Below are 1,513 nucleotides of genomic sequence, written 5' to 3' on the forward strand. Positions count from 1 at the left end.
GCCTTCGATGACTGGCCTGAGCACCTGTTCCAGGTCTGGGAGGTCTATGACGACAGCATCACAGGCTACTCGATCACTGGACCCCTTGAGGGTGTCTATGGCGAGCCAGCCTTCGACCTGATCCTTCGGGTCCACAGCCGCGCTGACGGCTGACCACAACACCAACCCATCACACAATCAATCCTACCTAGAAAGGAGAAGCATTATGTCTTCTGCTCCCATTCGCTATGCCTACCTGAAAGGTCAGACATGGCTCTATCGCCGTAACTACCCCAAGGAGGTTGCTGCCGTCCTTGGCCACCAAGCCCTCAAGCAGAGTCTCAAGACCAGTGATGCCAAGGTGGCCCGCCAAAGGGCTGCTGAGGTGAACGTCCGGTATGAGGGCACTGTGCGGCAGGTCCTATCAGGGGCTGCCTCTCTGCCACAGACAGCATCAGCTGACGTCTCTGAATGGGTGACCCCATCAGAACGGGCCCTTGCTTCCCTCCGGGCCACTCTGCAGCACTCTGATCCAGTTCGGTATCTGGGGGTCGAAGCAGAACCTGCGAAGACAGTGCAAGCGGCAGCGCGGGCCTATCTCATGGCACGGCAACATGAGCTGCGTCCCGGTGGGTTCAAGTCAGTCCGCTACTCTGTGGAGCTGTTCCAGTCCAAATACAGTGCGCTGACCTTGCCAGAGCTTGGGCGAGACGAAGGCCGGGCGTTCCTGTCCCTGATCTCTCAGCTGAGCCCCTTCGTGGGGAAGTCACAACGCACCCGAGGGCTATCTCTGGATGCTGCCGTAGCGTGGTCACGCACCTCGGCACGGAAGATCACGGGACGGACCCAACGCCGCATCTGGTCGCAGGTGAAGCACTGGCTCGACTGGTGTGTTTATGAGGGAGACATCGAGACCAACCCCTTCGCCTCGGTCAGGTTCGAGGCCAAGGTCAGGCACCACCCGTATGCTGTCCCGACAGACGACGAGGTCAGGGCCATCCTAAGACAGGATGATCTGCACATTGGTCGGGTTCTGCTTGTCTGTCTGCTCTCCGGCATGCGGGCGGGGGAAGCTGTTGGTCTCATGCGGGAGGACCTCGTGGCCAAGGGCAACCTCGGGCGGTTCTTCTTTGTCCGGCCCAATGAGCTGAGGTTGCTGAAGACCGAGGCAGCCGAGCGGCAGGTCCCAGTGCATGCTATGCTGGAGCCAGTGCTGGATCAGTTGCCCAAAGCAGGCCCACTGTTCCCTGATCTGTCAGTGAGGGAGGTGACCAAGCGCTTTGCAGCCATACGCAAGCGTCTGGACATGGAGCGTCCCGGTCTGGTGTTTCACTCAACCCGTAAGTGGTTCATCACCCAGTGTGAGCGCACAGGGGTCCCTGAGCACTTCACCGCGTCTCTGGTCGGGCACAAGTCAGCCCGGTCAGAGAATGGCATCACCTACAGCATCTACTCGGCTGGGATCAGTGATGAGCAGAAGCGCGGGATCGTGGATCAGATCAGGGTACCGTCATGATGGTACCCCCTGACATCG

1 protein-coding gene is annotated in these 1,513 nt (G+C 59.7%); it reads left to right on the forward strand.

The features are described 5' to 3' along the window. Positions 1-205 precede the first annotated feature (205 nt). Positions 206-1,495, forward strand: coding sequence for a DUF6538 domain-containing protein (locus C8N31_RS20130; protein WP_025050048.1), 1,290 nt, complete (start codon positions 206-208; stop codon positions 1,493-1,495). Positions 1,496-1,513 lie beyond the last annotated feature (18 nt).

It is taken from the genome of Sulfitobacter mediterraneus (assembly GCF_003054325.1).
Lineage (GTDB): Bacteria > Pseudomonadota > Alphaproteobacteria > Rhodobacterales > Rhodobacteraceae > Sulfitobacter > Sulfitobacter mediterraneus.